Annotated in this window: 20 protein-coding genes; 13 read left to right on the top strand and 7 right to left on the bottom strand. The window is 70.7% G+C overall.

Annotated elements, in window-relative coordinates:
• Positions 1-3: 3 nt before the first annotated feature.
• Positions 4-1,425, bottom strand: a complete 1,422-nt coding sequence (gene sufB / locus H1D24_RS21560) for a Fe-S cluster assembly protein SufB (protein ID WP_181659276.1) — start codon at positions 1,423-1,425, stop codon at positions 4-6.
• Positions 1,422-2,201 carry a helix-turn-helix transcriptional regulator gene (locus H1D24_RS21555; protein ID WP_309484405.1) on the bottom strand — a complete coding sequence of 260 codons (780 nt, stop codon included), beginning with the start codon at positions 2,199-2,201 and terminating at the stop codon, positions 1,422-1,424. Before H1D24_RS21555 ends, sufB begins: the two co-directional genes overlap by 4 nt.
• Positions 2,202-2,531: 330 nt before the next feature.
• On the opposite strand from H1D24_RS21555, the gene H1D24_RS21550 reads away from it, so the two are divergent.
• Both H1D24_RS21550 and H1D24_RS21545 read left to right on the top strand, forming a co-directional pair.
• The gene (locus H1D24_RS21550; protein WP_181659274.1) at positions 2,532-3,455 is read left to right on the top strand and encodes an ABC transporter ATP-binding protein; all 924 of its coding nucleotides are present in this window, start codon (positions 2,532-2,534) and stop codon (positions 3,453-3,455) included.
• Positions 3,452-4,246, top strand: a complete 795-nt coding sequence (locus tag H1D24_RS21545) for an ABC transporter permease (RefSeq protein ID WP_181659273.1) — start codon at positions 3,452-3,454, stop codon at positions 4,244-4,246. Before H1D24_RS21550 ends, H1D24_RS21545 begins: the two co-directional genes overlap by 4 nt.
• A gap of 169 nt (positions 4,247-4,415) precedes the next feature.
• Here H1D24_RS21545 and H1D24_RS21540 read toward each other — a convergent pair whose 3' ends face one another.
• Positions 4,416-5,777 carry an MFS transporter gene (locus H1D24_RS21540; RefSeq protein WP_181659272.1) on the bottom strand — a complete coding sequence of 454 codons (1,362 nt, stop codon included), beginning with the start codon at positions 5,775-5,777 and terminating at the stop codon, positions 4,416-4,418.
• Positions 5,778-5,975: 198 nt separating this feature from the next.
• Positions 5,976-6,827, bottom strand: a complete 852-nt coding sequence (locus tag H1D24_RS21535; RefSeq protein WP_309484404.1) for an IclR family transcriptional regulator — start codon at positions 6,825-6,827, stop codon at positions 5,976-5,978.
• Between the two features lie 117 nt (positions 6,828-6,944).
• Between H1D24_RS21535 and H1D24_RS21530 the strand changes: the two genes are divergently transcribed.
• The 6 genes from H1D24_RS21530 to H1D24_RS21505 all read left to right on the top strand — a co-directional run bounded on the left by H1D24_RS21530 (position 6,945) and on the right by H1D24_RS21505 (position 12,639).
• On the top strand, positions 6,945-8,045 hold the full coding sequence (locus H1D24_RS21530; RefSeq protein WP_181659271.1) for a cupin domain-containing protein: 1,101 nt from the start codon (positions 6,945-6,947) through the stop codon (positions 8,043-8,045).
• A complete protein-coding gene (locus H1D24_RS21525) occupies positions 8,045-8,881 on the top strand; it encodes a fumarylacetoacetate hydrolase family protein (protein WP_181659270.1) in 837 nt (278 codons plus the stop codon). Before H1D24_RS21530 ends, H1D24_RS21525 begins: the two co-directional genes overlap by 1 nt.
• Entirely contained in the window at positions 8,874-9,599 is a 726-nt protein-coding gene (locus H1D24_RS21520) for a maleylpyruvate isomerase family mycothiol-dependent enzyme (RefSeq protein WP_181659269.1), read from the top strand. The genes H1D24_RS21525 and H1D24_RS21520 overlap by 8 nt, the downstream gene beginning before the upstream one ends.
• Before the next feature lie 106 nt (positions 9,600-9,705).
• Complete coding sequence (locus H1D24_RS21515; RefSeq protein ID WP_181659268.1) at positions 9,706-10,890, top strand: FAD-dependent oxidoreductase; 1,185 nt, start codon at positions 9,706-9,708, stop codon at positions 10,888-10,890.
• Between the two features lie 92 nt (positions 10,891-10,982).
• Positions 10,983-12,017, top strand: a complete 1,035-nt coding sequence (locus H1D24_RS21510) for a COX15/CtaA family protein (protein WP_181659267.1) — start codon at positions 10,983-10,985, stop codon at positions 12,015-12,017.
• Positions 12,018-12,171: 154 nt separating this feature from the next.
• On the top strand, positions 12,172-12,639 hold the full coding sequence (locus H1D24_RS21505) for a hypothetical protein (RefSeq protein ID WP_181659266.1): 468 nt from the start codon (positions 12,172-12,174) through the stop codon (positions 12,637-12,639).
• 20 nt (positions 12,640-12,659) lie between these two features.
• Here H1D24_RS21505 and H1D24_RS21500 read toward each other — a convergent pair whose 3' ends face one another.
• From H1D24_RS21500 to H1D24_RS21490, 3 genes are all read right to left on the bottom strand, one after another.
• Positions 12,660-13,766: an amidohydrolase family protein gene (locus H1D24_RS21500; protein ID WP_181659265.1), complete on the bottom strand. Its 1,107-nt coding sequence runs from the start codon at positions 13,764-13,766 to the stop codon at positions 12,660-12,662.
• Positions 13,767-13,920: 154 nt separating this feature from the next.
• A complete protein-coding gene (locus H1D24_RS21495) occupies positions 13,921-14,301 on the bottom strand; it encodes a hypothetical protein (RefSeq protein ID WP_181659264.1) in 381 nt (126 codons plus the stop codon).
• A 105-nt stretch (positions 14,302-14,406) separates the two neighbouring features.
• The gene (locus H1D24_RS21490) at positions 14,407-15,348 is read right to left on the bottom strand and encodes a heme o synthase (protein ID WP_181659263.1); all 942 of its coding nucleotides are present in this window, start codon (positions 15,346-15,348) and stop codon (positions 14,407-14,409) included.
• A 351-nt stretch (positions 15,349-15,699) separates the two neighbouring features.
• Here H1D24_RS21490 and tkt point away from each other — a divergent pair, with 351 nt between their 5' ends.
• Genes tkt through pgl form a run of 5 tightly spaced genes read left to right on the top strand, consistent with a single transcriptional unit; the run spans position 15,700 to position 22,336 of the window.
• Positions 15,700-17,787, top strand: a complete 2,088-nt coding sequence (gene tkt, locus H1D24_RS21485; RefSeq protein WP_181659262.1) for a transketolase — start codon at positions 15,700-15,702, stop codon at positions 17,785-17,787.
• 35 nt (positions 17,788-17,822) lie between these two features.
• A complete protein-coding gene (tal, locus tag H1D24_RS21480; RefSeq protein ID WP_181659261.1) occupies positions 17,823-18,941 on the top strand; it encodes a transaldolase in 1,119 nt (372 codons plus the stop codon).
• A 4-nt stretch (positions 18,942-18,945) separates the two neighbouring features.
• Positions 18,946-20,478: a glucose-6-phosphate dehydrogenase gene (gene zwf / locus H1D24_RS21475; protein ID WP_181659260.1), complete on the top strand. Its 1,533-nt coding sequence runs from the start codon at positions 18,946-18,948 to the stop codon at positions 20,476-20,478.
• On the top strand, positions 20,475-21,554 hold the full coding sequence (gene opcA, locus H1D24_RS21470) for a glucose-6-phosphate dehydrogenase assembly protein OpcA (protein WP_181659259.1): 1,080 nt from the start codon (positions 20,475-20,477) through the stop codon (positions 21,552-21,554). The genes zwf and opcA overlap by 4 nt, the downstream gene beginning before the upstream one ends.
• A complete protein-coding gene (gene pgl, locus H1D24_RS21465; RefSeq protein ID WP_181659258.1) occupies positions 21,551-22,336 on the top strand; it encodes a 6-phosphogluconolactonase in 786 nt (261 codons plus the stop codon). The genes opcA and pgl overlap by 4 nt, the downstream gene beginning before the upstream one ends.
• Positions 22,337-22,364 lie beyond the last annotated feature (28 nt).

Raw genomic sequence — 22,364 nt, 5'->3', positions numbered from 1 at the left:
GGGTCAGCCGACCGCGCCCTCCATCTGCAGCTCGATCAGCCGGTTGAGCTCCAGCGCATACTCCATGGGCAGCTCCTTGGCGATCGGCTCGACGAAGCCGCGCACGATCATCGCCATCGCCTCGAACTCGGAGAGACCGCGGCTCATCAGGTAGAAGAGCTGGTCCTCGGAGACCTTGGAGACGGTCGCTTCGTGGCCCATGGACACGTCGTCCTCGCGGACGTCGACGTACGGGTAGGTGTCCGAGCGCGAGATCGTGTCGACAAGCAGCGCGTCACACAGCACGTTGGACTTCGAGCCCGCGGCGCCCTCGCCGATCTCGACCAGGCCGCGGTACGACGTACGGCCGCCGCCGCGCGCCACCGACTTGGAGACGATGTTGGACGAGGTGTTCGGCGCCATGTGGACCATCTTGGAGCCGGCGTCCTGGTGCTGGCCCTCGCCCGCGAAGGCGATGGACAGGGTCTCGCCCTTGGCGTGCTCGCCCATCAGGTAGACGGCCGGGTACTTCATCGTGACCTTGGAGCCGATGTTGCCGTCGATCCACTCCATGGTCGCGCCCTCGTACGCCACGGCGCGCTTGGTGACCAGGTTGTAGACGTTGTTCGACCAGTTCTGGATGGTCGTGTAACGGCAGCGGGCGTTCTTCTTGACGATGATCTCGACGACCGCGCTGTGCAGAGAGTCGCTCTTGTAGATCGGGGCCGTACAACCCTCGACGTAGTGCACGTAGGCACCCTCGTCGACGATGATCAGGGTCCGCTCGAACTGGCCCATGTTCTCCGTGTTGATCCGGAAGTAGGCCTGGAGCGGGATCTCGACGTGCACGCCCTTCGGCACGTAGATGAACGAGCCACCGGACCACACGGCGGTGTTCAGCGAGGCGAACTTGTTGTCACCGACCGGGATGACGGTGCCGAAGTACTCCTTGAAGAGCTCCGGGTGCTCCTTCAGCGCCGTGTCGGTGTCGAGGAAGATGACGCCCTGCTCCTCCAGGTCCTCACGGATCTGGTGGTAGACGACCTCGGACTCGTACTGGGCGGCGACACCCGCGACGAGGCGCTGCTTCTCCGCCTCCGGGATGCCGAGCTTGTCGTACGTGTTCTTGATGTCCTCGGGCAGGTCCTCCCAGGACTCCGCCTGCTTCTCCGTGGAGCGCACGAAGTACTTGATGTTGTCGAAGTCGATGCCCGACAGGTCCGAGCCCCAGGTCGGCATGGGCTTCTTCTCGAAGAGCCGCAGGCCCTTGAGGCGGAGCTTGGTCATCCACTCCGGCTCCGACTTCTTCGCGGAGATGTCCCGGACGACGTCCTCGTTCAGGCCGCGCTTGGCAGAGGCACCGGCCTCGTCGGAGTCGGCCCAGCCGAATTCGTAGTTGCCCAGGCCCTCGAGCTCAGGGTGAGCAGTCTCCGTGGGGAGAGTCATGCGGGGTTCCTCCCGGCCGTGCTTGCAGATGGGTTGTTCGTGGTCTGTGGGGTGCCCGGGCTCTGCGCCGCAGGCGGTCCTGGTGGTTCGCTCCGCGGGATGAACGTCGTACAGACGCCGTCACCGTGGGCGATGGTGGCCAGCCGCTGGACGTGCGTCCCGAGCAGCTGGGAGAAGACCTCGGTCTCCGCCTCGCACAGCTGCGGGTACTGCTCCGCGACGTGGGCCACCGGGCAGTGGTGCTGGCACAGCTGCTCGCCGTTGGCCCGACCGGGTGCGCTCCGCGCCGTAGCAGCGTACCCGTCGACACTCAAGGCCTTGGCCAGAGCCTCGGTGCGCTCCTCCGGGGCCGCCGCGTCGACAGCCTTGCGGTAGGCCTCGGCCTGCGCCGCGAGCCTGGCCCGGGCGAAGGCCACGACCGCCGCCTGGCCTCCCGCGTTCCGCTCGATCCAGCGCAGCGCGTCCACCGCGAGCTTGTCGTACGACTGGTCGAAGGCGTCCCGGCCGCAGTCCGTCAGCGCGAACACCTTGGCCGGCCGCCCGCGCGTACGCGCGCCGTAGACCCGCTGCTCGCGCGCCTCGACCACGTCGTCGGCGACGAGTGCGTCGAGGTGGCGTCGCACCGCCGCCTGGGTGAGGCCGAGCCGGCCGGCGAGGTCGGCCACGGTCGAGGGCCCGTGATCCAGGATGGACCGCGCGACCCGGGTGCGGGTGGACCGCTCCCCGGTCGCGAGCTCCTCCTGCGGAGGCTCAGTCGATCGCGTGCCGTTTTTCACAACGCCATTGTTGCGTAATTCCCGGGAGCCTGACAAGCGGCATCCGGATCACCCACGGTGCGGTGCGTCACTTAGGTCTGCCTAAGCTGACCTGCGGAAATGATCATTGATCGATCAAACCGAGGGGCGCACCGGCCCGGTCGCGCACACTCGCGAAACGTGACAAAACCGCTTCCGACCAGCGCAGTAGGCGCGTGGCACGGCTTCTCTCCCCGGTGGATCCCGGGCGGCGAGGCCGGCCTCCGTGAGACGGAACGAGACCCGCCCAGGGACGGGCGGACTCGACCCCGCCCACCGAGCACCCGCGCGTCACTCCCTAGACTTCCCGCCATGCGAGTAGAGCCCGTCGTCCAGGTCCACGGCCTGGTGAAGCGCTACGGTGCGAAGACCGCGGTCGACGGACTCGACCTCACGGCTGCGCCCGGCATCACCGCGGTTCTCGGCCCGAACGGCGCCGGCAAGACCAGCACCGTCGAGACCTGCGAGGGCTATCGCAGGCCGGACGCCGGAACGGTCCGCGTCCTTGGCCTCGACCCCGTGCGGCAGGCCGCCGAGCTGCGGCCTCGGATAGGTGTGATGCTCCAGTCCGGCGGGGTGTACTCGGGCGCTCGTGCCGACGAGATGCTGCGCCATGTCGCGAAGCTGCACGCAGAGCCGCTGGACGTGGACGCGCTCATCGAGCGGCTCGGGCTCGGCAGCTGCGGCCGTACGACGTACCGGCGGCTGTCCGGCGGGCAGCAGCAGCGGCTCGCGCTCGCCATGGCCGTCGTCGGCCGCCCCGAACTGGTCTTCCTCGACGAGCCGACCGCGGGTCTCGACCCGCAGGCCCGCCGCGCCACCTGGGACCTCGTACGCGATCTGCGTGCCGACGGCGTCTCGGTCATCCTGACCACCCACTACATGGACGAGGCCGAGCAGCTGGCCGACGACGTCGCGATCATCGACGCCGGGAAGGTCATCGCGCAGGGCTCCCCCGAGGAGCTCTGCCGCGGCGGGGCCGAGAACACCCTGCGGTTCACCGGGCGCCCGGGCCTCGACATCGCCTCGCTGCTCAAGGCCCTCCCATCGGACTGCGCCGCGGCCGAGCTGACCCCGGGTGCCTACCGCGTGTCCGGCAAGGTCGACCCCCAGCTGCTGGCCACCGTCACGTCCTGGTGCGCCCAGCACGGCGTGATGCCGGAGAAGATCTCGGTGGAGCGGCACACCCTCGAAGACGTTTTCCTTGAGCTGACGGGTAAGGAGCTGCGCGGATGAGCGCCGGAACGGAAGCGCGGCCGACGAGCGCCGGTACGTACGCCCCGAGGCCTGGAGCGGCTCCGCTGCCGCGGATGATCGCGACCCAGGCCGCGCTCGAGACGAAGATGCTGCTGCGCAACGGTGAGCAGCTGCTGCTCACCGTCGTCATCCCGACGCTACTGCTCGTGCTCTTCAGCGCGGTCGACATCGTCGACACCGGCAGCGGCAAGGCCGTGGACTTCCTCGCCCCCGGCGTCCTCGCGCTCGCGGTGATGTCGACGGCGTTCACCGGGCAGGCGATCGCGACCGGATTCGAGCGGCGGTACGGCGTCCTGAAGCGGCTCGGTACGTCGCCGTTGCCGCGTTGGGGACTGATGGCCGCGAAGACCTTGTCCGTGCTGGTCACCGAGGTGTTGCAGGTGGTCCTGCTGACGGTGATCGCCTTCTCGCTGGGCTGGTCGCCGCAGGGCAGCCCCCTCGCCGTACTCCTCCTGCTGATCCTGGGCACGGCGGCCTTCTCCGGTCTCGGGCTGCTGATGGCGGGCACGCTGAAGGCGGAGGCGACCCTGGCCGCCGCCAACCTGGTCTTCCTGCTGCTGCTGGTCGGCGGCGGCGTGATCGTCCCGCTCGACAAGTTCCCGGACGCCGCGCAGTCGGTGCTCGGCCTGCTGCCGATCTCGGCTCTGTCGGACGGGCTGCGGGACGTGCTTCAGCATGGGGCCGGGATGCCGTGGGGGGACCTGGGGATTCTGGCGGTGTGGGCGGTCGTGGGGCTGGGGGCGGCGGGGAAGTTCTTCCGCTGGGAGTGACCCGGCGGTGAATCTCAGCCCGTCCGGCGTTTGAGGACGAGCCCGAAGGGCGATCACGGGGGTCCAGGGGGCGGAGCCCCCCTGCCACGCGGCGGAGCCGCATATCGACACTGCGGGAAGGGGCGGGATCGGGGGAAAGCCCCGCAGGGCCGAACACCCGCCCCGACCCTCAGCCGCGGCGGCCCGGAATCGCCAGAAGCGCGACGGCACAGACAACCGCGGCCGCCGCGAACACGTAGAACACGGTGGTCGGCCCCATCGCCGCATCCAGAATCCAGCCGCCGAGCAGCGGCGCCACGATGGCCCCACCACGCCCGAACCCGGACACGCAGCCCAGCGCCGTGGCGCGGGCCGACGCCGGATAGCTGGACGCGACCCAGTCGTTGAGCATCGTCAGCGCCGACTGCGCGCCGACGCCGGCGAGCGCGGTGACGCCGAGGATCACGCCCGTGCTGCCGCCCTGCGACAGGGCAAGCACGGCGACCGCAGCGAGCACGGCGCTGCCGGCGGTGACCAGTCGCGGTCCGATCCGGTCGGCGAGGACGGCGAGCGCGAACGAGCCGACGACGGCACCGAGGTTGAGGACCAGCGTGAAGCGCAGGGCAGAGCCGAGCGGGTAGTCCATCTCGCGCATCAGCTGGGTGAGCCAGGTGTTGAGGCCGTACCAGGCCAGCAGAACCGCGAAGTTGGCGACGGTGAACAGGATGGTGTGCCGGGCGTACGCGCTGGAGAGCACGGTTCGCACACCGGCCGCTTCGCCGTCGCGGGTGGCCTCGCTGACGACCTCGTCGGCGGCTTCGCGTGCGCCCTCGCGGACGACCTCGTCGGCGGCTTCCCGCGCGGGCTCGCGGACAACCTCGTCGGCGGCTTCCCGCGCGGGCTCGTGCATGGCCCCCGCGGCGGGCCGGGCCCCCGGCCGGGAATCCGGCAGCAGAAAGTACGCGACGGCGAACACGATCACCGACAGGGCACCGCCGACGCCGAACAGACCACGCCAGCCCAGGGCTTCACCCCAGATGGTCGCGGTCAGCGCGGCCAGTACCCCGCCGACGGGGATCCCGGCGAGCACCACGGTCGCCACCAGCGCGGAACGACCGCGCGGCGCGTACTCCTTGCTCAGCGCCACACACGACGGCATCACACCGCCCATGCCGATGCCCGCGAGCAGCCGGAACAGGCCGAACTGCCAGGGCTGCGCGGCGAGCGCGCAGGCCACCGTGAACACGGTGAAGACGGTGCCCGAGGCCAGCAGGAGTCGGCGCCTGCCGAGCCTGTCGGCGAGCGGCCCGCAGACCAGGGCGCCGATGAGCATGCCCGCATACGCGAGGCTGCCGAGGGTGCCGGCGAGGGATTTGTCGAGCCCCAGTGAGCCGTCACCGAGCATCGCGGGCAGCGCCACGCCGTAGACGATGAGGTCGAAGCCCTCCACGGTGATCGCCGCCGTGCACAGGGCGACGACCGCCCACGTCAGTGCGCGTGAGCGCGGCGGGGCGGAGGGGCTGGTGGCGGAAGCCTGAGCGTCGATGGTCATGCGGCCACGTCCTGTTGCGAGGAAGCAGGGAAACGGCAGGCCGCGGTTCACGGTCTGCCGGTGTCCCTCCGGCGGCACGCGGACGGCCTGTCGGTGACCGGGATGGAATCAGCGCGGTTACGCAGAGAGCAACATGTAACGGGCATACGTTCCGCAGGGCGGAATTAGACCACCACCGCTTGCGCGGGTGCAGGGACGTCAGAACGCCGTCTCCATCCGCCGTACCGCCTCCAGCAGCACCCCCGCCGCCTCATTCAGATGCGCACGGGTGAAGCGCAGCGAGGGCGCCGACACGGTGAGCGCGGCGACGGCACGACCGCCGGGCTCGCGGACGGCGGCGCCCACCGCGGAGAGTCCCCGCTCGGTGTCGCCGATGTTGATCGCATAGCCGCGGCGGCGTACCGCGGCGAGCCGCCGGTGCAGCGTCTCGGGGTCCGTCTCCCCGCCCTGGTCGCCCTTCGCCCCGTAGATCTCGGCGAGTTCGGCGACGCTCAGATCGGCGAGCAGCGCCTTGCCGGCCGAGGCGAGATGCGCGGGCAGGACGGCGCCCGCGCGGCTGCCGACGCGCAGTGCGTGCGTGCCTTCGATGCTGTGCAGGAAGCGCGCCTCGGCCCCGGAGCGCACCACGAGGTGCACGGTTTCGCCCAGTTTGCCGTTGAGCCACAGCATGTGGGGCCGGGCGGTCTCGACGAGTTCGTAGTCGGAGCGCTGCGACATGCCGAGGCGGTAGAGGGCGGGGCCGGGCCGGTACGCCTTGTCGGCGCCCTGCACCGCGAAGCCGCGGCCGCGCAGGGTCGCGAGCAGCCGGTGTGCGGTGGAGCGGGCCACGCCGAGGTGGTCGGCGGCGTCACTGAGCCGGAGACGGCCGTTCTTGCGGAGCAGGAGCAGCAGCGTCAGAGCGTTGTCGACGGATTCCAGGCCGGGGGCATGGTGCGCGTCGGAAGCGTGCGCGGCGTCGGCGGCCGCGTCGGCTGATGCCCCTGCGGCTGAGCCGGATGTTGTGCCAGTGGATGCGTCGGCGGGTGTCCGAGAGTTCCTGGAGTTCCTCACAGCGGAATTCTAGACCGCTCTGTGTTCCGCACAAGAAAACTCCCCCTATGGTCATCGCCATGCGAGACAGCGCCGTCCGCAACCGGCGGCGCCCGTAGGAGGAAGGGACGTGTCCTCATGTCCGGACAGGAAGCGGCCGCCGAGCCGCAGGACCCCAGGCTCACCGAGCTCTACAAGGAGTTCGACGCGCTCGGGCTGATCCCGCTGTGGACCGAGCGCGAGGATCTGATGCCGCTGCACCCCAAGCCGGCCGCGATCCCGCACCGCTGGCGCTGGGCCGAGCTGTACGCCACCGCCGTCAAGGCGGGCGAGCTGGTGCCGGTCGGCCGGGGCGGCGAGCGCCGTGCGATCTCCCTCTCGAACCCGGGCCTGCACGGCCTGCCGCACGCGACGCCGACGCTGTGGGCGGCGATCCAGTACCTCGGCCCGAACGAGGTCGCGCCGGTCCACCGCCACGCCCAGAACGCGTTCCGCTTCGTCCTGGAGGGCGAGGGCGTGTGGACGATCGTGGACGGCGACCCGGTCGCGATGCGCCGCGGCGACCTGCTGCTGACGCCCGGCTGGGCCTGGCACGGCCACCACAACACCACCGACCAGCCGATGGCCTGGCTCGACGGCCTGGACATCCCGCTGTCCTCCGCGCTGAACACGGAGTTCTTCGAGTTCGGCCCGAACACGCTGGACGACCGCTCCACGCCCGAGCGTTCCAAGGCCGAGCGGATCTGGGGCCACCCGGGTCTGCGCCCCCTCTCCGGACTCGCCGACATCCCCAAGTCGCCGCTCGCCGCCTACCGCTGGGAGCACACCGACGCCGCACTCACCGGCCAGCTGGAGCTGGAGGCCGAGGGCCACGAGGGCGTCACCGCCCACCCGGGCCACGCGGCGATCCGCTTCTCCAACCCGACCACCGGCGCCGACGCGCTGCCCACCATCCGTACGGAGATGCACCGGCTGCGCGCCGGGGCCGCCGTCCCCGCGTCCCGCGAGGTCGCCTCCTCCGTGTGGCAGGTCTTCGAGGGTGAGGGCGCGTTCGTCGTGAACGGCGGGCGCATCGACGTCACCCACGGCGACCTGGTCACCGTCCCGTCCTGGGCCGAGGTGTCCATCGAGGCCGGTACGGGCGAGCTCGACCTGTTCCGCTTCAGCGACGCCCCCGTCATCGAGAAGCTCCACTTCCACACCCTGCCCGCCTCGGTCGCCGAAAGGACCACCCACTGATGAAGCTCGCCACCATCCGCACCGCCGGAACCACCGCCGCCGTACGCATCGACGGCGACACCGCGGTCGAGACGGGCCACGCCGACCTGGGCGCCCTGCTCGCCGACCCGAACTGGAAGGAGACCGCCGCCGCGGCCTCCGGCGCCACGCACGCCGTCGACTCGCTGGACTACGCGCCGGTCGTCCCCAACCCGGGCAAGATCATCTGCGTCGGCCTCAACTACCGGAACCACATCCTCGAGATGGGCCGCGAGCTACCGCAGTACCCGACGCTGTTCGCGAAGTACCCGGAGGCGCTCGTCGGCCCGTACGACGAGGTCGTGCTCCCGGCCGCCTCGGACGCCATCGACTGGGAGGCCGAACTCGCCGTCGTCATCGGCGCCCCGGTCCGCCACGCCGACAAGGAGACCGCGGCCGCCGCGATCGCGGGCTACTCGGTCCTCAACGACGTGACCGCCCGCGACTGGCAGTACCGCTCCCCCATGTGGCTGCAGGGCAAGACCTTCGAGGCGACCACGCCCTTCGGCCCGGTCCTGGTCACGCCGGACGAGGCCGAGCCCGCCTCGGGTCTCACCCTCACCGGCGCCGTCGACGGCGAGACCGTCCAGCAGGCCGACACCTCCGACCTCGTCTTCGACGCGGCGACCCTCGTCTCGTACATCTCGACGATCCTGACCCTGAAGCCGGGCGACGTGATCGCCACCGGTACGCCGGGCGGCGTGGGCCACGCCCGCAAGCCGCAGCGGTACCTGGCCGACGGCCAGACGCTGACCACCTCGGTGTCCGGGATCGGCGAGCTGCGCAACGTGTGCCGCGCGGAGAAGACCGATGGCTGAGCGCGGCTTCGCGCGGGCGCTCGGCTGGGTGCACGAGGGCTCGGCGCTCTTCCACAAGCGCCTGGACGAGCTGGGCGACGCGGCGGCCGAAGGGCCGTCGCTGCTGCCCGGCTGGTCCCGGGCCCACGTCCTGACGCATCTCGCGCGGAACGCGGACGCCCTGGTCAACCTGCTGACCTGGGCCCGCACCGGAGTCGAGATGCCGATGTACCCCAACCCCGAGTCGCGCCTCGACGACATCGAGCAGGGCGCCCGCCGCCCGGCCTCCGTGGTCCTCATGGACTTCCGGGACGCCGACGCCCGGCTGCTCGCCGCCATCGACGCGCTGCCCTCCGGCGCCTGGGAGTCCATCGTCCGCAGCGCGCTGGGCCGCACCATCCCCGCGAGCGAGGTGCCGTGGATGCGCACGCGCGAGATCTGGGTGCACCTGGTGGACCTCGGTGCGGGCGACGACACCAGCGCGTTCCCGGCCGACCTGGTCGACGCGCTGCTCGCCGAGGTGTCCGCGACGGTCGGCGCCAAGGACGACTGCCCCGCGGTGCTGCTGCGGCCCACCGACCGGGACGGCGCCGAGTACCGCCTGGGCCCGGACGGCGCGGAGCCGGAGGTCGTGGCCGCACCCGCCGCCGGGCTGTGCGCCTGGCTGCTGGGCCGCGACACGGCGGGCGCCCGCGCGGCACGGGGCTCCGCTCAGGCGGTACTGCCCCGCTGGCTCTGAACGAGCGCGCGAACGAGCCGAACAGCGAGGGCTCGTACCACCCGAGAGCCAGCGAGCGCACAGCTCGCGGACGAGCCCTCGCACGATCTTTTATAAGGAGCAAGCAATGAGCAGCCCCGACAGGCTCATCGTCATCGGCGGCGGCATCGGCGGCGTGGCGACGGCCCTGGCGGCGCGTCGCGCGGGCCGTGAGGTGACGGTGCTGGAGCAGGCGCCCGCCTTCACGGAGGTCGGCGCGGGCCTGCAGATGGCACCCAACGCGACCCGCGTCCTGCGGGACCTCGGGGTCCTCGACCAGGTCGTGGAGGCGGGCGTCCTTCCCGAGCACCTCGTCTTCCACAACGCGGTCGACGGCAAGGAGCTGACGCGGGTCCGCCTGGACACCGCGTACGAGGAGCACTTCGGCGGCCCGTACGTCGTCGTCCACCGCAGCGACCTGCTGGACATCTTGGTCCGGGCCGCCGACGAGGCCGGCGTGGAGCTGCTGACCGGGCGCCGTGTCGAGGACATCGAGCAGCACCCCGGATCGGTCACGGTCCGCACGGCCGACGGCACCGAGTACACGGGCGCCGCGGTCGTCGCCGCCGACGGTCTGCACTCGCGTACGCGCAGCCTGTTCGCCGACGACGAGCCCATCCAGTCCGGCTACGTCGCCTACCGCGGCACCGTCCCGATCGAGGACGTGCAGGGCGGCGAGAACCTGCGCGACGTCCTCGTCTGGATGGGCCCGAAACTGCACCTCGTGCAATACCCGCTGCGCTCCGGCGCCCTCTACAACCAGGTCGCCGTCTTCCGCAGCCCCGGCTTCGACCGCGGCGAGGAGAAGTGGGGCGGCCCGGAGGAGATGGAGCAGGTCTTCACGGCCGCCTGCGAGCCGGTGCGCCGCGCGCTGCCGGGCCTGGGCCGGCAGCGGTGGTGGCCGATGGCCGACCGGGAGCCGATCTCCTGCTGGACGAAGGACCGGATCGCCCTGCTCGGCGACTCCGCCCACCCGATGCTCCAGTATCTGGCGCAGGGCGCCTGCCAGGCCCTGGAGGACGCGGCCACGCTGGCCTCCGCGGCAACCCGGCACACGGCCGCCGACGGTACGGTCGCCTGGCCGTCGGCCCTGGAGGAGTACGCCGCGGAGCGGGCGCCTCGCACCGCGCGCGTGCAGTCCACCGCCCGTATCTGGGGTGAGATGTGGCACGTCGAGGGCGTCGCCGCGCTGCTGCGCGACGAGGTGTTCCGGGGGCGCGCCGCCGACGATCTCAGCGCCGCCGAGTGGCTGTGGGGCCGCCGAGCGGCGTGAATTCGGCCTGCAGCGGGGTCCGGTGTGTGCCGGGCCCCGCTCTTCGCTGCCCGCAGATGGCCTGTCCCGACATTGCCCACCCGCGTGAATTCATGCACAAGCTCGGCCCTAGCATGGGGCGCGTGCCAAAAGTGACCCGAGCCGATGCCGTTCAAGCCCTGCGCAACCCGCTGGCCTTCATCGCCGACCGCTGGACCCCGGAGCCCCGGACCGTTCAGCGCGCGGCCCTGTCCGCCGTCGTCATGATGACGGTCATCGTGGTCACGGGCGGTGCGGTACGGCTGACCGGCTCGGGCCTCGGCTGCCCGACCTGGCCCAAGTGCACCGACGACTCGCTCACCGCGACCAGCGAGATGGGCGTCCACGGCGCCATCGAGTTCGGCAACCGCATGCTCACGTACGTGCTGTGTGCCGCGGTCGGCTGGGCGATCATCGCCGCGCGCTCGCAGAAGCCGTGGCGGCGGAGCGTCACACAGCTCGGGTGGGCGCAGTTCTGGCTGGTCATGGGCAATGCGATCCTCGGCGGCATCGTCGTCCTCGTGGGCCTCAACCCGTACACGGTCGCCGCGCACTTCCTGCTCTCCTCCGCGCTGATCGCGGTCGCCACGGTGATGTGGCAGCGCACCCGCGAGGGCGACGCCGCTCCCCGCCCCCTTGTCGGCAAGCCGGTCCGGCAGATGGTGTGGGTCCTGGTCGCCGTCTCCGCACTGCTGATCATGGTCGGCACGGTGGTCACCGGCGCGGGCCCGCACGCGGGCGACTCGAGCGACGTGCCGCGCATGCCGGTCGACTGGGAGACCGTCACCAAGCTCCACGCCGTACTGGCCTGGATCGTGGTGACCCTCACCTTCGCCCTGTGGTTCGTCCTCAAGGCGGTCGACGCCCCCCGGGGCCCTCTGGCGCGGACCCGCGACCTGTTCCTGATCCTGCTCGCCCAGGGCCTGATCGGCTACGCCCAGTACTTCACTGACCTCCCCGAGGTCCTCGTGGCCCTGCACATGCTGGGCTCGGCCGTCATGTGGATCGCGGTCATGCGTGTCCTGCTGTCACTGCGCGAGCGGCCCGTCGAGGAGCCGGCGGCCGAGGCCCCGGCCGCACGGCACGCGGTCGCATCGCCCGCCTCCTGAACGGAACGGCCCCCCGGCCTACACACGCCCGGCCTACGCACGCCCGGCGTGCGCAGGCGCCTGATCCGGATCCGGCCATTCTTGCCAGGCGTTCTCCCGAATACGCCCGTCCGCTCCCACCATGAGGTCGCAACGGACGACAGGGGGATGCGTGGTGGCATACGCCAGCGAGTGCCCAGCGGAGTGCTTTCACATCAAGGCCAAGGCACTGGCCGAGGCCGGTTATGAGATGCCGCTGAGGCGCAACCAGCTACCAACAACGGGATACGCGGCTGCGGTACTGATCGCGGCGGTCGCTCTGATCCCCTTGTTCAGTGACTTCAGTTGGGGACGGCTCGGAATGGCGGCCCTGCTCCTCCCTGCCGCCCTGGTCGTTGCCGCCGTGACGCGCCGGAAGCGAGACGAGGCGGCTCGGTTCGACGAGCGGGTGCGCGGCACCGGCTCCAGCGAGGGCCCGGACATACGTCACTGCGGGGGTTGCAGCAACGTCCTCGAACGCCGGAGCAACGGCAGCATCACTCAGGCCACACACCGCGACGGTTACAAGAAATGGGCGGAGAAGACAATGCACGCCCGTTTCGCTCCGCCCAAGGCCTCGGACAAGAAGAAAGACTCAGGCTGAGCCACGGAGGGGAGGGGCGCTCACCCCAACCCGTACACCCGCCGCGCATTCCCCGCCGCGATCAGCCCCGCCACCCGCTGCGCATCCGCCAGCGACCACGCCCCCTCGGCGACCCACCCGCCGAGCACCCTGCTCAGCGCCTCCCGGAAAAGGCGTGCCGCCACCACATGGAGTTCGGGCAGCGCATGTGCGCCGCTGGAGAACAGGAGCTTGCCGAAGGGGGCGAGTTCCAGGATCTCCGCGAGGACGGTGCCGGCCCGTGCTCCGGTCCGGACGAGGGCCGCGCCCAGGTCGGCGTAGACGTGCGGGAAGACCGCAGCCAGGTGGGCCGTGTGCCGGTGATACGGATAGCCGTGCAGCAGCACCAGATCGGTGCCGAGTCCGGCCGTGGCCCGCACGAAGTCCGTCAGCAGGGCCGGGTCGGTACGGTCGACGCGCATGCCCGGCTCTGCAAGACCGGCGTGCAGCTGCAGCGGGCGGCCCGAGGCGACGGCTATCCACAGCAGATGCCGCAGCAGTACCTGGTCGGTGAGGGTGCCGCCCACCCGGCGGCCGGCGAGCCAGCGGCCGGCGGCGCCGCGCACCTCTCCGGGGCCGGGTGGTTCGGGGGCGAGCGCCAGACCGTTGCGTACGCCCGCGACCGAGGTGAAGGCGACGGAGTGCGCGGCGGCCGCGTGCACCGACTCGGCGAGATTGGCGAGGAACGACGCCACGCTGCCGGAGGTGTCCGCGACCTGCTCGGCGAGCAGCTCGAGGCGGATGATCTCGTGCGCCTCGGCGTTCCCGGCGGCGGCCATCTCGCGGGGGCCGCTCAGATCCCCCGGCAGCCCGGTGTCCACGAGATACGTCGTGATGCCGCTGCCTCGCAGCATCCTGCGCCCGGCCTCGAGCACGCCGAGTTCGCGCCGCCGAGCGAGATAGCGGGCCGGTTCACAGTGCGGTTCGAGGTCGAGCAGCGGCGGGCACCAGCGGCGTACGGCGAACCCGGTCTGGGTGTCGAAGAACGTGGTCCCGGGGGCGGGCAAGCCCTCGCCCCGGCCGAGCCGGGCCTCGAAGGTGCCGAGCCCCAGTTCCGTACGCAGCACGCCATGGCAGTACTGGTCCACCAGCGACGGCGTTTCGATCATCCGGATCCCCCGAGAAGTAGACCGCGCCTACACGGTCCTAACGGGTGAACCGGCCGCCAGGTGTTGCCCTGACCATGATCAGTTGGGCCCGGAGACTCTTCGGCCGCGGCGGGGCCACCGCCGCGGCCGGGACTTCCCACGGGCCCCGGCCGGTTCAGCCGTTGCTGGGCCCGCCGAGCTGGATGCCCGCCATGCGCGCCCACTCGTACGGCCCGGTCTTCACCTTCGCCGCGAACTCACCGTCGAAGGCCTCGTGGCGGGTGATTCCGGACTTCTCGACGGCCCGCTCCGCGATCTCGTACGTGGGGGCCACCAGGTCGCCCCAGCCGCCGTCCTCACCGACGAGGACGATGCGGGCGCCCTTCTGCCCGATGTAGGCGATCTGTCCCTCGGCGCCGCCGTGCGCCTTGGCGAAGGCGCCGATCTCCTTGGCGAGCTTGGCCGTCTTGCGCTCGGCCCTGGCGGCCTGCCTGCGGTCGCCGGTCGCGCCGCCGGGCTTCTCGCTGCTCTCGTCAACCTGCTGGGTCTCTGCCATGGCCCGATGCTACCTACCGGTAGATCAACTGACGACGGGCGGGCCGCGTGGCCTTGACCACGCACCCGCCCGCCGGACGAACAGCTATGTGAGAAGCGGCTGCAGCTACCGCAGGAAGGGGTCCACCGCGACCGCCACGAACAGCAGCGACACATAGGTGATGGACCAGTGGAACAGGCGCATCTCCTTGAGCTTGGCGCCCGTGACCTCGGCGTGGGCGCGCGCCTGCAGCGCGTGGGCCTCCCACAGCCACCAACCGCCCGTCACCAGGGCCACCACCGTGTAGAACCAGCCGGTGTAGCCGAGCGGCTGCAGCAGCAGGGATGCGGCGACCATCACCCAGCTATAGACGACGATCTGCCGGGCGACCACCTTGTTCGAGGCGATGACCGGAAGCATCGGCACGCCCACGCGCGCGTAGTCCTCCTTCACCTTCATCGACAGCGGCCAGTAGTGCGGCGGCGTCCAGAAGAAGATGACGAGGAAGAGGATGACGGCGGCGTACGACAGGGAGTTCGTGACCGACGACCAGCCGATGAGGACCGGCATGCAGCCGGCGATGCCGCCCCACACGATGTTCTGCGCGGTACGCCGCTTGAGGATCACCGTGTAGACGACGACGTAGAACAGCAGGGCGCCCAGCGACAGCCACGCGGACAGCCAGTTGACGAGCAGGCCGAACCAGAGCGTGGAGACGACGGCGAGCGTGATGCCGAAGACGAGGCCCTCGCGCGGGGAGACCATGCCGGTGACCAGCGGACGCTGCGAGGTGCGGTCCATGAGCGCGTCGATGTCGCGGTCGATGTACATGTTGAGCGCGTTGGCGCCGCCGGCGGACAGATAGCCGCCGACGCAGGTCGCGAGCACCAGCCAGAGGTCCGGCACTCCCTGCTCGGCGAGGAACATCACCGGGACCGTGGTGATGAGCAGAAGCTCGATGATCCGTGGCTTGGTCAGCGCCACGAACGCCTTGACACGGGCCCCGAACGGCCGGTGGCTCGGGCTCGTCCCGGTTACTCCCGCAGGACGGGATTCAACGGCCGTCACGCACACCCCTGACAGAGACATCCCAGCGAGCCTCGGCATGAAGGCCGGGTAAAGGCTCGCGCGTACCACGCCACTTTAGACGTTGCCCGTCCTTGCCCTCCGCGGGGGGTCGACCGTGTTGGGTAGGGGCGCTGCAACGTGCACGGATGTTCTCGAATGAGCATTCAAATGAGCGGCTCCGTATTCACCTGCTGAATACGGAATACGGCCCCGGCGATGCGGATACCGTCGGTGCCCTGCAACCTGGAATGGCCCGGAAAAACACGCCTACTCACAGCGGTAGTCTCGACACCGGCCGGCGAGCCCAGAGAACGCCGGCATTCGACATGTGGAGAGGAGCCCTGACCCAGGGTGAGCACCGAGCCGACCACTACAGACCTCGAGTGGACCGAGTTGGACCAGCGGGCCGTCGACACCGCCCGCATCCTGGCCGCCGACGCCGTACAGAAGGTCGGCAACGGCCATCCCGGTACGGCGATGAGCCTGGCCCCCGCCGCGTACACCCTCTTCCAGAAGGTGATGCGGCACGACCCGGCGGACACCGACTGGACCGGCCGTGACCGGTTCGTCCTGTCCGCGGGTCACTCGTCCCTGACCCTCTACACCCAGCTGTACCTCGGAGGCTTCGGCCTGGAGCTGGACGATCTGAAGGCGTTCCGCACCTGGGGCTCCAAGACCCCCGGCCACCCCGAGTACGGCCACACCAAGGGCGTCGAAACGACGACCGGCCCGCTGGGCCAGGGCGTCGCCAACGCGGTGGGCATGGCGATGGCCGCCCGCTACGAGCGCGGCCTGTTCGACCCCGAGGCGGCCCCCGGCACCTCGCCGTTCGACCACTTCGTCTACTGCATCGCCGGTGACGGCTGCCTCCAGGAGGGCATCTCCGCCGAGGCGTCCTCGCTGGCCGGGCACCAGAAGCTCGGCAACCTGATCCTGCTGTGGGACGACAACCACATCTCGATCGAGGGCGACACCGAGACCGCCGTCTCCGAGGACACGGTCAAGCGGTACGAGGCGTACGGCTGGCACGTGCAGCGGATCGCCCCGAAGCCGGACGGCGACCTCGACCCGCACGCCATCTACAACGCGATCGAGGCCGCGAAGAAGGTGACGGACAGGCCGTCGTTCATCGCGATGCGCTCGATCATCGCCTGGCCCGCCCCGCACGCGCAGAACACCGAGGCCGCGCACGGCTCGGCGCTGGGCGACGAGGAGGTCTCCGCCACCAAGCGCGTCCTGGGCTTCGACCCGGAGAAGTCCTTCGAGGTCACCGACGAGGTCCTGGCCCACACCCGCCAGGCGCTGGACCGCGGCCGCGAGGCCAAGGCGAAGTGGGAGAAGTCGTTCCAGGAGTGGCGCAGCGCCAACCCGGAGCGGGCCGCGGAGTTCGACCGCGTCGCCGCGGGCGAGCTGCCCGCGGGCTGGGAGGAGAAGCTCCCGGTGTTCGAGGAGGGCAAGGCCGTGGCCACCCGTGCCGCCTCCGGCAAGGTGCTGCAGGCCCTGGGTGCGGTGATCCCGGAGCTGTGGGGCGGCTCGGCCGACCTGGCCGGCTCCAACAACACCACCATCGACAAGAACTCCTCGTTCCTCCCGGCGGACAACCCGCTTCCGGAGGCCGATCCGTACGGCCGCACCATCCACTTCGGCATCCGCGAGCACTCCATGGCCGCGGAGATGAACGGCATCGCGCTGCACGGCAACACCCGCATCTACGGCGGCACCTTCCTGGTGTTCTCCGACTACATGCGCAACGCCGTCCGCCTGTCCGCGCTGATGCACCTGCCCGTGACGTACGTGTGGACGCACGACTCCATCGGTCTCGGTGAGGACGGCCCCACGCACCAGCCGGTCGAGCACCTGGCCTCGCTGCGCGCCATCCCGGGCCTGAACATCGTCCGTCCCGCCGACGCCAACGAGACCGCGATCGCCTGGCGGGAGATCCTCAAGCGCTGGACGAAGGAGTTCGGCAAGGGCGCCCCGCACGGCCTGGCGCTGACCCGCCAGGGCGTGCCGGTCTACGAGCCCAATGAGGAGGCGGCGCGCGGCGGTTACGTGCTGTTCGACGCCGAGGGCGGCGACGCGCAGGCCGTGCTGATCGCCACCGGCTCCGAGGTGCACCTGGCCGTCGAGGCCCGTGAGCAGCTGCAGGCCGCCGGCGTGCCGACCCGTGTGGTGTCGATGCCGTGCGTGGAGTGGTTCGAGCAGCAGGACCAGGGGTACCGGGACAGCGTCCTGCCGCCTTCGCTGAAGGCTCGCGTCGCCGTCGAGGCCGGTATCGGACTGACCTGGCACAAGTACGTCGGGGACGCCGGCCGCATCGTTTCGCTGGAGCACTTCGGCGCGTCGGCCGACGGCAAGGTCCTCTTCCGCGAGTTCGGCTTCACTGCGGAGAACGTGGCCGCCGCCGCGCGGGAATCCATCTACGCCGCCCAGCGCTGACGCTCATATACGACCAAGTAGGAGATGCATTTTCCATGACAGACGCACTCAAGCGCCTCTCCGATGAAGGCGTCGCGATCTGGCTGGACGACCTGTCCCGCAAGCGGATCACGTCCGGAAACCTCGCGGAACTGATCGACCAGCAGCACGTCGTGGGCGTGACGACCAACCCGTCGATCTTCCAGAAGGCGATCTCGTCGGGCGACGGCTACGAGCAGCAGCTCGCCGACCTCGCCGCCCGCAAGGTCACCGTCGAGGAAGCCATCCGCATGATCACCACCGCGGATGTGCGGGACGCAGCCGACATCCTGCGGCCCGTCTTCGACGAGACCGGCGGCCAGGACGGCCGGGTCTCGATCGAGGTGGACCCGCGCCTTGCGCACAACACCGCGGCGACGATCGCCGAGGCCAAGCAGCTCGCCTGGCTGGTGGACCGGCCGAACACGCTGATCAAGATTCCGGCCACCAAGGCGGGTCTCCCGGCCATCACCGAGGTGATCGGCCTGGGCATCAGCGTCAACGTCACGCTGATCTTCTCGCTGGAGCGCTACCGCGAGGTCATGGACGCCTACCTGGCGGGCCTGGAGAAGGCCAAGGCCGCGGGCCTCGACCTCTCCAAGATCCGCTCGGTCGCGTCGTTCTTCGTGTCCCGCGTGGACACCGAGATCGACAAGCGGCTGGACGCGCTGGGCACTCCGGAGGCCAAGGAGGCCCGCGGCAAGGCGGCGCTCGCCAACGCCCGCCTGGCCTTCCAGGCGTACGAGGAGGTCTTCTCCAGCGACCGCTGGGCGGCGCTCGACAAGGCCGGCGCCAACAGGCAGCGCCCGCTGTGGGCCTCCACCGGTGTGAAGGACCCGGCGTACAAGGACACCCTGTACGTCGACGACCTGGTCGCTCCGGGCACGGTCAACACCATGCCCGAGGCCACGCTGGAGGCGGCCGCCGACCACGGGCAGATCACCGGCGACACCATCGCCGGCACCTACGAGCAGGCCCGCGCCGACCTCGACGCCGTCGAGCGGCTCGGCATCTCCTACGACGACGTGGTGCAGGTCCTCGAGGACGAGGGCGTCGAGAAGTTCGCGTCGTCCTGGAACGACCTGCTCAAGTCGACCGAGGCGGAGCTTCAGCGCCTCGCCCCCTCGGAGGGCTGACGCCTTGACCGCAGTACACGGAGCGAATCCGCTTCGTGACCCCGCAGACCGACGGCTCCCGCGTATCGCGGGGCCGTCGGGCCTGGTCATTTTCGGTGTCACGGGCGATTTGTCACGCAAAAAGTTGATGCCTGCCGTCTACGATCTCGCGAACCGCGGACTGCTTCCCCCGGGGTTCTCGCTCGTCGGCTTCGCCCGCCGCGAGTGGCAGGACGAGGACTTCGCACAGGTCGTCCACGACGCCGTCAAGCAGCACTCGCGCACCCCCTTCCGCGAGGAGGTGTGGCAGCAGCTCATACAGGGGATGCGGTTCGTCCAGGGCGACTTCGACGACGACACCGCCTTCGAGCAGCTGCGCGCCACGATCCAGGAGCTGGACAAGGCGCAGGGCACCGGCGGGAACTTCGCGTTCTACCTCTCCGTACCCCCCAAGTTCTTCCCTCAGGTCGTCCAGCAGCTGAAGAAGCACGGACTGGCCGACCAGCAGAACGGCTCCTGGCGCCGCGCGGTCATCGAGAAGCCCTTCGGGCATGATCTGGCCTCCGCCAAGGAGCTCAACTCGATCGTCCACGAGGTGTTCGCCCCGGAGCAGGTCTTCCGGATCGACCACTACCTGGGCAAGGAGACCGTCCAGAACATCCTGGCGCTCCGCTTCGCCAACACGATGTTCGAGCCGATCTGGAACCGGTCCTTCGTCGACCATGTGCAGATCACGATGGCCGAGGACATCGGCATCGGCGGCCGCGCCGGCTACTACGACGGCATCGGCGCCGCCCGTGACGTCATCCAGAACCACCTGCTGCAGCTCCTCGCCCTGACGGCGATGGAGGAGCCCTCGTCCTTCGACGCGGACGCGCTGGCGGCCGAGAAGACCAAGGTGCTGGGCGCCGTGCGGCTGCCCAAGGACCTCGGCAAGGACACCGTGCGTGCCCAGTACACGGCCGGCTGGCAGGGTGGCGCGAAGGTCATCGGCTATCTGCAGGAAGACGGCATCGACCAGCAGTCGAAGACCGACACCTACGCGGCGATCAAGCTCGGGGTCGACAACCGCCGCTGGGCGGGCGTCCCCTTCTATCTCCGTACGGGCAAGCGCCTGGGCCGCCGGGTCACCGAGATCGCGGTCGTCTTCCAGCGCGCGCCGCACTCCCCCTTCGACCACACGGCGACGGAGGAGCTCGGGCAGAACGCCCTGGTCATCCGCGTCCAGCCGGACGAGGGTGTGACGGTGCGGTTCGGCTCCAAGGTGCCGGGCACCTCGATGGAGGTCCGGGACGTGTCGATGGACTTCGCGTACGGCGAGTCCTTCACGGAGTCCAGCCCGGAGGCGTACGAGCGGCTGATCCTCGACGTCCTGCTCGGCGACGCGAACCTCTTCCCGCGCACCGAGGAGGTCGAGCTGTCCTGGAAGATCCTCGACCCGATCGAGGAGTACTGGGACGACAACGGCAAGCCCGCGCAGTACCCCGCGGGCACGTGGGGCCCCGTCGAGGCGGACGAAATGCTCGAACGAGACGGACGGAGCTGGCGTCGGCCATGAACATCGACCTCACGAACACCACCGCCAGCAAGATCAACAAGGCGCTCATCGAGGGCCGCCGCGCGATCGGCACCCCGGCCGTCGGCATGGTCCTCACGCTCGTCATCGTCACCGACGAGGAGAACGCCTACGACGCCCTGAAGGCGGCCAGCGAGGCCTCCCGTGAGCACCCGTCGCGCACCCTGGTCGTGATCAAGCGCGTCTCGCGCTCGCCGCGCGACCGTACGAGCTCGCGGCTGGACGCCGAGGTGAGGGTCGGCGCGGATGCGGGCACCGGCGAGACGGTCGTGCTGCGGCTGTACGGCGAGGTCGTGAACCACGCCCAGTCGGTGGTGCTGCCGCTGCTTCTGCCGGACGCCCCGGTCGTCGTCTGGTGGCCGGTCAACCCGCCCCTCGATCCGGCGAACGACCCTCTCGGCGCCCTCGCCCAGCGCCGGGTCACCGACACCTACGCCGCCGAGCAGCCCGTGAAGGAGCTGAGCGCCCGCGCCGAGGCGTACACGCCGGGCGACACGGATCTGTCGTGGACCCGCATCACCCCCTGGCGGTCGATGCTGGCCGCGGCCCTGGACCAGGTGACCTGCGAGGTCACATCGGTCGAGGTAGAGGGCGAGGAGTTCAACCCGAGCTGCGAGCTGCTCGCCATGTGGCTCGCGGACCGGCTGGACGTCCCGGTCCGGCGGTCGGCGTCGTCCGGCCCGGGCCTGACGGCCGTGCGGATGGGCACGAGCTGTGGCTCGATCGTGCTGGACCGCGCGGACGGTTCGCTCGCGACCCTGTCCATCGAGGGCCAGCCCGACCGTGCGGTGGCGCTCCAGCGGCGCGACACGGCCGAGCTGATCGCGGAGGAGCTGCGCCGGCTCGACCCGGACGACACGTATGCGTCGGCTCTGAGGTACGGGGTGGAGCGGCTGGCCGGTCCGTCGTCGGAGTCGGCGGAGGGCGAGGATGTGCCGTCGAGCGCCGCCGAGCCCACCGTGACGGCGGAGGCACCCGCCAAGGCCGAGGCCCCCGCCAAGGGCCCGGCCAAGAAGACGACGAGCAAGGCCCCGGCGAAGAAGGCGGCCGCGAAGTGACCATCGCACCGCAGCTCGTCGTGCATCGCGACAAGGAGCTGATGGCGCAGGCCGCGGCGGCCCGGCTGATCACGAAGATCGTGGACGCCCAGGCCGCCCGCGGCTTCGCCTCAGTGGTCCTCACCGGCGGGCGCAACGGCAACGGCCTGCTGGCCGCACTGGCCGCCGCGCCCGCCCGGGACGCCGTCGACTGGGGCCGCCTCGACCTGTGGTGGGGCGACGAGCGGTTCCTGCCCGAGGGCGACCCCGACCGCAATGTCACCCAGGCCCGCGAGGCCCTCCTCGACGCGGTCCCACTGGACCCCAAGCGCGTCCACGCCATGCCGGCATCGGACGGGCCGTACGGCAACGACGCGGATGCGGCAGCGGCGGCCTACGCGGCCGAACTCGCCGCCGCCGCAGGGCCGGAGGACCACGGTCCCGTCCCGTCCTTCGACGTCCTGATGCTCGGCGTCGGCCCGGACACGCACGTCGCGTCGCTCTTCCCGGAGCTTCCGGCAGTGCGCGAGACGGAACGCACGGTGGTCGGCGTGCACGGCGCCCCGAAGCCCCCGCCGACCCGTATCACCCTCACCCTGCCCGCGATCCGGGCGGCGCGTGAGGTGTGGCTCCTGGCGGCGGGCGAGGACAAGGCGCAGGCCGCGGCCATCGCCCTGTCCGGGGCGGGCGAGATCCAGGCGCCCGCGGCCGGAGCGTACGGGCGCGCCCGCACGCTGTGGCTGCTGGACGCGGCAGCGGCCTCACGGCTGCCGCGGGATCTCTATCCACCGGCTTCGCCCTGAGCGCACCTGCACGGCGCGCACCCCGTCA

It is taken from the genome of Streptomyces himalayensis subsp. himalayensis (assembly GCF_013778455.1).
GTDB classification, from domain to species: domain Bacteria; phylum Actinomycetota; class Actinomycetes; order Streptomycetales; family Streptomycetaceae; genus Streptomyces; species Streptomyces himalayensis.
Note: the sequence above shows the minus strand (reverse complement) of the source record. Positions and strands in the feature narration are given on the sequence as shown.

Bases quoted from the DNA above. Each gene is read 5' to 3' on its own strand.
- H1D24_RS21500 (WP_181659265.1), bottom strand. From the start codon at position 13,766: ATGATCGAAACGCCGTCGCTGGTGGACCAGTACTGCCATGGCGTGCTG.
- H1D24_RS21495 (WP_181659264.1), bottom strand. From the start codon at position 14,301: ATGGCAGAGACCCAGCAGGTTGACGAGAGCAGCGAGAAGCCCGGCGGC.
- H1D24_RS21520 (WP_181659269.1), top strand. From the start codon at position 8,874: ATGGCTGAGCGCGGCTTCGCGCGGGCGCTCGGCTGGGTGCACGAGGGC.
- H1D24_RS21525 (WP_181659270.1), top strand. From the start codon at position 8,045: ATGAAGCTCGCCACCATCCGCACCGCCGGAACCACCGCCGCCGTACGC.
- H1D24_RS21530 (WP_181659271.1), top strand. From the start codon at position 6,945: ATGTCCGGACAGGAAGCGGCCGCCGAGCCGCAGGACCCCAGGCTCACC.
- H1D24_RS21545 (WP_181659273.1), top strand. From the start codon at position 3,452: ATGAGCGCCGGAACGGAAGCGCGGCCGACGAGCGCCGGTACGTACGCC.
- H1D24_RS21510 (WP_181659267.1), top strand. From the start codon at position 10,983: ATGCACAAGCTCGGCCCTAGCATGGGGCGCGTGCCAAAAGTGACCCGA.
- sufB (WP_181659276.1), bottom strand. From the start codon at position 1,425: ATGACTCTCCCCACGGAGACTGCTCACCCTGAGCTCGAGGGCCTGGGC.
- H1D24_RS21550 (WP_181659274.1), top strand. From the start codon at position 2,532: ATGCGAGTAGAGCCCGTCGTCCAGGTCCACGGCCTGGTGAAGCGCTAC.
- H1D24_RS21540 (WP_181659272.1), bottom strand. From the start codon at position 5,777: ATGACCATCGACGCTCAGGCTTCCGCCACCAGCCCCTCCGCCCCGCCG.
- H1D24_RS21515 (WP_181659268.1), top strand. From the start codon at position 9,706: ATGAGCAGCCCCGACAGGCTCATCGTCATCGGCGGCGGCATCGGCGGC.
- opcA (WP_181659259.1), top strand. From the start codon at position 20,475: ATGAACATCGACCTCACGAACACCACCGCCAGCAAGATCAACAAGGCG.
- tal (WP_181659261.1), top strand. From the start codon at position 17,823: ATGACAGACGCACTCAAGCGCCTCTCCGATGAAGGCGTCGCGATCTGG.